The following is a 414-nucleotide window of genomic DNA, read 5'->3' on the forward strand; positions in this document are numbered from 1 at the left end:
GTATTGTGCTGCACTAGCATCCAGCATTGTAAAATACCGCGACACTGCCCCACCATCACCAGCACTGCCCAGGCGCTGGTTTACTCGAGGAGTGAGGCGCGGAGTCAATCTGGGGGCCAGTCGCATCAGAAGCTGCTCACGGTCAGGGAGTAGCTGACGCCGGTGTCTGTCGGGGTCAGTTCAACGCTTTCGACGCTACCCAGTACGAAAACGGCGCTGCTGTTTTGCTCCAGGACGTTGTCTGTTACGGATTGATAGTCGTCAAACCCCACTGGCCGAAATTTGACGGTAACGTCTCCGGTCGCCCCTTCTACCGCGATTTGATGATGGCTGTATTTGGGGGAGAGGCCGAGTGTTTTAACGCCGGTTGCGAGGATGGTGACGCGGTATTGGCTGGCTATTTCGCTCATGGGG

Annotated in this window: 1 protein-coding gene; it reads right to left on the reverse strand. The window is 56.8% G+C overall.

Annotated elements, in window-relative coordinates:
* Positions 1 to 125: 125 nt before the first annotated feature.
* On the reverse strand, positions 126 to 414 hold a 289-nt coding region (locus Q4563_RS16505), incomplete at its 5' end, for a hypothetical protein (RefSeq protein WP_303605255.1).

Source organism: Gilvimarinus sp. 1_MG-2023, assembly GCF_030548285.1.